The sequence below is a fragment of the Planomonospora algeriensis genome, assembly GCF_977012225.1.
Window position 1 is genome coordinate 1 of record NZ_CDRNDK010000388.1, and the last position, 6,048, is coordinate 6,048.

Below are 6,048 nucleotides of genomic sequence, written 5' to 3' on the forward strand. Positions count from 1 at the left end.
CGGGCCGTCGCCCGCGCGTCCACGTAGTCGGCCCCGGCGCGGAACGCGGCGCGCGCCACCCGGTCGAGCAACAGGTAGGAGGGGCCGGCGCAGTTGACCACGACCCGGCAGCCCCGGCAGAACGCGGCCAGGGCGGCCTCGTCGTAGGCGTCCACCCGCCGGGCCTCGCCGCGTCCGCCCAGTTCCTCGTCGACGAAGCGGCGGGCCGCCTCCAGGTCGCGCCCGCCGACGCGGACGCCGCGGTCGGCGAGCAGCCGCGCCGCCGCGCCGCCGACCGCGCCGTACCCTCCGACGATCCCGATCACGCGGGGCCGCCGGTGATCAGCCGGGCCACGCCGGGAGCGTGCTCCCGGTCCAGGCAGCTGAAGTGGTCGCCCGCCACGTCGGCGACGGTCAGCCGGCCCAGGCAGAGTTCCCGCCAGAATCCGGTCATGTCGTCCTGGAGGGTCGGCACGAGGTTGGTGACGCCGCGCTGGCGCAGGAACGTGATGTCCCCGGCGTAGGGCTCGGGGTCGTAGTGGGTGACCGCCGCGAAGCTCTGCTTGAACACGCGGTGGGCGAGTTCCACGCGCTCGGGCGGCTGCCCCAGCTCGCGGGCGAGGGCGGCCAGCCGTTCCCGGGGCGGTGGCAGGGCCAGTGCGGCGAAGCGGCGCCCGACCTCCGCGAGGGCGGGGTCGGGGCTGTCCTCCAGGGCGGCCAGGGCGCCCTCGCGCACCTGTCCCGGCGAGCCCTCCTGTACGGCGTGCAGCGCCCGGGCCAGGTCCCCTCCGGGGTAGCCGAGCCGGACGGGGTCGACGCCGCACGCCTGGGCGAAGCCGTACTCCAGCATGAGCTCGTCGGTGATCCGGTAGGGGAAGCGCGAGCTGCTGATGACGGTGAGGTCCTCGACGACCGCGCCGCTCTCGGTGAGCTGGCGGGCCAGCTCGGTGGCGATCAGCCCGCCCATGCAGTAGCCGACGACGCGCAGGCGCGTCACCCCCTCCTGGAGCAGGAGCCGCGCGTAGGATCCGGCCAGCGTCTCGGCCGCCGTCCCGGGGTCCAGCTCCAGGTAGCGCTCGGCGTCGTCGATCGCCAGGCCCAGCAGCGGCGTGCCGGCGAGTTCCCCGGCCAGGGCCCGGTAGGGGGCGAGGGTCCCGGTGCCGTCGTGGACCAGCACGCGGACCGGCCCGTCGCCTTCCGACAGGCGTACCAGCGAGCCGGCCCGCGTGCGGAGCGGGCCGTCGTCGCGGTCCTCGCCCGCCTGGCGGAGGTGGGCGGCCAGCGCGGCGACGGTCGGCTGGTTGACCAGCCGGCGGACGAGGCCGTCCCAGTAGAGGCCGTCCGCCTCCGGCAGCTCCTCGCGGACGCGCCCGGCCAGCCGGGTGACCAGCAGGGAGTCGCCGCCCAGGGCGAAGAAGTCCTGGTCGCGGCCGACGCGCGGGAGGCCGAGCAGCTCCGCCCAGAGGGCGGCGAGCCGCCGCTCCAGATCGTCGCGCGGTTCCTCGCTCGCGGGCGCCGCCTCCCCCGCGGCCCGCGGGAGCAGGGCGGCCAGCGCGGCCCTGTCGATCTTGCCGTTGCCGGTCAGCGGCAGCTCGTCGACCACCTGGACGTGCGACGGGATCATGTAGTCGGGCAGCCGTTCGGCCAGGAAGTCCCGGAGCCCGGCGAGGTCGATCCGCTCGCGGTCGGCGGGGAAGCGGGCGGCGAAGACGCACTGGCCCAGGGACGCCAGCGGGCCGGCGGGCTCGGGCAGGCAGGCCAGGGTCTCGGCCCCGGCCGCGGCCAGCAGGTCGAGCCACTCCTCGCGGGCGATGAACGTGCGGTCGCGGCCCCGCCGTACGTCGTCGTAGTCGCGCGGGCTCATCAGGAACTCCATCGAGCTCATGATCTGCACGTGCTCCCGCGTGGTCTCGATGAACACCAGCCAGCCGCCCGGCACGAGCAGCTCGCGGAACCTGTCCAGGACCGCGCCCGCGTCGCGGGCGTTGTGCAGGACGTTGGCGCACAGGACGACCTCGAAGGAGTTGGGTTCGTAGCCCTGGTCGCGGTAGTCGGCGTTGATGTCGAACAGGCCGTAGCGCACCCAGGGGTGGTCGGCGAACCGCTCGGCCGCCCGGGTGAGGAAGAACCTGGACAGGTCGGTGAAGAGGTAGTCGACCCGGTGGCCGGCCAGTTCGGGGATCAGCTCGGCGCTGGTGCCGCCCACACCCGCGCCGGCTTCGAGCACCCGCAGCGGCCCGCCGCCGTGCTGCTCGGCCACGCGGCCGATCACGGCCCGGACGACGCGGTTGACGTAGCGGCTGAGGACGTTGTCCTTGTAGGCGCCCTCGGCCGTCTCCACTCCCGCTCCGGGGAACAGCAGCTCGCGCGCGTCCAGCTCGCCGCGCATCAGCTCGGGCAGGTGGGCGGTGCTGGCGCGCAGGAAGCCGATCAGCTCGTCGCCGTAGTCGAGCCCGTCGGCCAGCTCGCCGACCCGGCGCCAGAGCTCGTCCGGGTCGGCGCCGGCGCGCAGGTTCCGGTACCGGCCCGCGGGGTCGAGGTCGAGCCGCCCGCGCTCGTGCAGCGCGGTGAGCCAGCGGCGGATCAGCCGGTGGTGGCCGGGGGCGACCCGTGCGGTCTCCAGGATCTCGGCCGGTCCGTGCCCGTCGTCCCGGCGGGCGAACAGCCCGCCCCGCGCAGCGCGGCCGCCATCGACGTCAGCGCTATCTCGTCGAGCGTCTCGGCCACCGCGGTCACCCGCGGCAGGTCGACGCCCTCGATCGCCTCCGCCGCCGCCCGCTCCGCCGCCGCGCCGACGTCGGGCACGGCACCGTCCTCCTGCTTCCGTACGGCCTGCGCGAAGGCGATCAGCCGTCGTTCGAGTGCGCGGTCGCCATCGACGATCACGGTCCCGGCGGCGACTGCCGGGTGGGCCTGCAGACCGGCCTCCACCTCGGCCAGCTCGATGCGGTGGCCGCGGATCTTGACCTGGGAGTCCTCCCGGCCGAGGAACTCGATGTTCCCGTCCGGCCGGTACCGGCCGAGGTCGCCGGTGCGGTAGAGCCGCTCGCCGTCGTGGACGACGAATCTCTCGGCGGTCCTGGCCTCGTCGCCGAGGTAGCCCAGCGCCACGCCGGCGCCGCCGATGTACAGCTCTCCGGGGACCCAGTCGGGACTCGGCCGCATGCTCGCGTCGCAGACGTGGAAGCTCTGGTTGGCCAGCGGCTTGCCGTACGGGACGCTGGTCCAGCCGGGCAGGTCCGCGCCGATGGGGTGGTAGATCGACCAGATCGCGGCCTCGGTCGCCCCGCCCAGGCTGACCAGTTCCAGGCCGGGCAGCCGGCGGCGGATCCGGCCGGGCAGCGCCACCGGGATCCAGTCGCCCGAGAGCAGGGCCAGCCGCAGCGCCGGCAGCTCCACCTGGGGCTCCGCGTCGAGGTAGTGCTCGAGCATCTGCAGCTGCGCGGGCACCGAGTTCCAGACCGTGACCCCGTGCTCGGCGATGAGCGCGGCCCAGTGCGAGGGGTCCCCCCGGCGCAGGGCGTCGGGCAGGACGAGGGCGGCGCCGGCGGCGAGGGTGCCGAAGACGTCGTAGACCGACAGGTCGAAGCCGAGGCCGGCCAGGCCGAGCACGCGGTCCCCGGCGCCGACGCCGAAGCGGGCGCTGATGTCGTCGACGGTGTTGCGCGCCGCCCGGTGGCTGATCACCACGCCCTTGGGCGTGCCGGTCGAACCGGAGGTGTAGATGACGTAGGCGGGCTCGTCCGGATGCCGCTCGACCACCGGGCCGGGGGGCGCGGGCGGCAGGGCGTCGACCGCGATCCAGCCGTCCTCGGCCAGCCAGGACTGGGTGAGCACCAGGCGCGCCGAGGCGTCGGCGAGGATGCGGTCGCGCCTGACCGGCGGCTGGCCGGTGTCGACCGGCAGGTACACGCCGCCGGCCAGCAGCGTGCCCAGTACCGCCACGACCTGCTCGACGCCCTTGTCCATGACCACGGCGACGATCTCACCCGGCGAGTGCCCCGCCTCGCGCAGCGCCCGCGCGACCCCCGACGCGCGTTCCAGCAGCTCGCCGTAGGTGAGCGAGCCGGAGCCGGTGACGGCGATCCGTCCGGGGTCCCGTACGGCCCGGGCCACGACCCCGTCGTGCAGCAGGCCGTGCGGGAGCGGCGCGGCGGTGTCGTTGACGCGGTCGCGGCGGCGCGCCTGGGCGTCGGGCAGCCCGACGGGAGAGGCGGACGCCCAGGTCTCCTCCGCGGTCAGCCGGGCCAGCAGGCCGGTGAACGCGGCGAACATGTCGTCCACGAGGCCATCGGGGAACACTCCCTCGCGGACGTCCCAGTTGATCAGCAGTGCTCCGCCGTACTCCTTGACCTGGCAGTCGATCCACACCTGGGGGGTCTGGCTGATGCCGTACACCGGCATGCCGTGCTCGGCCGCGTCCCGGGCGATGCCGATGGCGCTGGTGAACACCACCGGCATCAGGCTCGCCTCGCGGCCCCGCCTGCGGGCCAGCTCGCGGATGACCTCCATGCCGCCGCAGCGGCGGTGTTCCAGGTCGGTGAAGAGCCGCCGGCCGATGGCGGCGGCGCGGGCGGCGAACGGGGCGTCCGGCGTGGTGTCGACGGCGAGCAGGTCGAGCGAGGTGAAGTCGCCGACGACCCGGTCGATCTGCGGGTGCAGCGGCGGGCGGTCGAGCAGCGTCAGGTTGAGCGTGAACCCGGGTCTGCGGCTCCATCGCCCGATGACCTCGGCGTAGGCGGCCAGCACGGCCTGCGAGGGGGTGATGCCCGCCGCGCTCGCGCGGTCGCGCAGCAGCGCCCACTGCCCCGGTTCCAGTACGGCCTCCCAGCGGGTGAACCTGGCGCCCGCGTCCTGGCCGAGGACGGGCAGTTCGGGCGCGGGCGGCAGCTCGTCGATCCTGGCCCACCAGTAGGCGCGGTCCCGGTCGTGGCGGCTGCTCTCCCGCTGGGCGCGCAGGCCGAGAACGCAGTCGCGGAAGCTCACCGGCACCGGCGGCAGGACGGCGCCGGGGTCGCGAGCAGCCGGTGCAGCTCGGCGAGGAGCAGCTGGATGCTGACGTAGTCGGCGATGAGCAGGTCGATCGAGGCGTGCAGCAGGTCCCCGCCGTCGGTGCGGGTGATGCGCAGCTCGAACAGCGGCCAGGCGCCCGGCGGGTAGACCTTGTGCGCCATCTCCTCACGGATGGCGGCGAGCTCCTCTTCCGGGTCGGCGCCGCGGAGATCGGCCACGCGGACGTCGTAGGCGGGGACCTCCGCCAGGACGTTCTGGTGGCCGTCGGGATGGATCACGGCGCGGAGCATGTCGTGGCGGCCGATCAGGGTCCGCCAGGCGGCCTGAGCGCGCTCCGGGTCGAGCTCGGCGAAGGCGACCTCGACGTAGCCGTGGCAGGCGACGCCGCCGTAGCCGAACGCGTCGTTGCGGCCGATCAGGTAGGCCTGCTGGACGTCGGTGAGCGGGAAGGGGTCCAGGCGGTGTTCCGGCCGCGGCCGCACGGTCTCCGCCGCGGAGTCGCGACGCAGCTGTTCGATGATCTCCGGTTTGGCGTCGAGCAGGGCCGCGCGCCGGTCCTCGGTCAGCGCTCCCTTGGGGGCGCGGAACCTGAGCCGCCCCTCCTCCTCCCACAGTCTGATCCCCGCCGACTCCATGTCGGCGATCAGTCCGCGTACGGCAGGTGCCTGAGTCACAGCTCGCCCTCTTCCGTGTCGGGGGTGTCGTCGATCGCCGCGGCGCAGTCCGCGATGGTGGGGGCGGCGAAGAAGCGCCGCAGGGTCACCTCCACGCCGAGCCGCCGCCTGGCGGCCTCCGCGAAGCGGGTGGCGAGCAGGGAGTCGCCTCCCAGGGTGAAGAAGCTCCGGCTGCGGCCCGGCGCGGGGATCTCCAGGAGTTCCGCCCAGATCTCGGCGAGCCGCCGTTCCAGTCCGGGCCGCGGCGGATCGTCGTCGGGCGGGGGTTCGAGGGCGGTGGCGAGCGCGGTTCTGTCGATCTTCCCGTTCGCGGTCAACGGGAACCGATCCACCGCCGAGATCACCGACGGAACCGCATACCCCGGCAACCGATCCGCCAACA

General features: G+C 74.7%; 5 protein-coding genes. All 5 read right to left on the reverse strand.

Features of this window, described 5'->3' with window-relative positions; translation table 11 throughout:
• The coding region (locus tag ACWJ6R_RS28185) for a saccharopine dehydrogenase NADP-binding domain-containing protein (RefSeq protein ID WP_449065129.1) at positions 1 to 305 on the reverse strand (305 nt) is incomplete at its 3' end.
• Positions 302 to 2,368, reverse strand: a complete 2,067-nt coding sequence (locus ACWJ6R_RS28190; RefSeq protein ID WP_449065130.1) for a methyltransferase — start codon at positions 2,366 to 2,368, stop codon at positions 302 to 304. The genes ACWJ6R_RS28190 and ACWJ6R_RS28185, both read right to left, overlap by 4 nt.
• A gap of 194 nt (positions 2,369 to 2,562) precedes the next feature.
• Positions 2,563 to 4,971, reverse strand: a complete 2,409-nt coding sequence (locus ACWJ6R_RS28195; protein ID WP_449065131.1) for a non-ribosomal peptide synthetase — start codon at positions 4,969 to 4,971, stop codon at positions 2,563 to 2,565.
• A complete protein-coding gene (locus tag ACWJ6R_RS28200) occupies positions 4,962 to 5,666 on the reverse strand; it encodes a TubC N-terminal docking domain-related protein (RefSeq protein ID WP_449065132.1) in 705 nt (234 codons plus the stop codon). The genes ACWJ6R_RS28195 and ACWJ6R_RS28200 overlap by 10 nt, the downstream gene beginning before the upstream one ends.
• The coding region (locus ACWJ6R_RS28205) for a phosphopantetheine-binding protein (RefSeq protein ID WP_449065133.1) at positions 5,663 to 6,048 on the reverse strand (386 nt) is incomplete at its 5' end. The genes ACWJ6R_RS28200 and ACWJ6R_RS28205, both read right to left, overlap by 4 nt.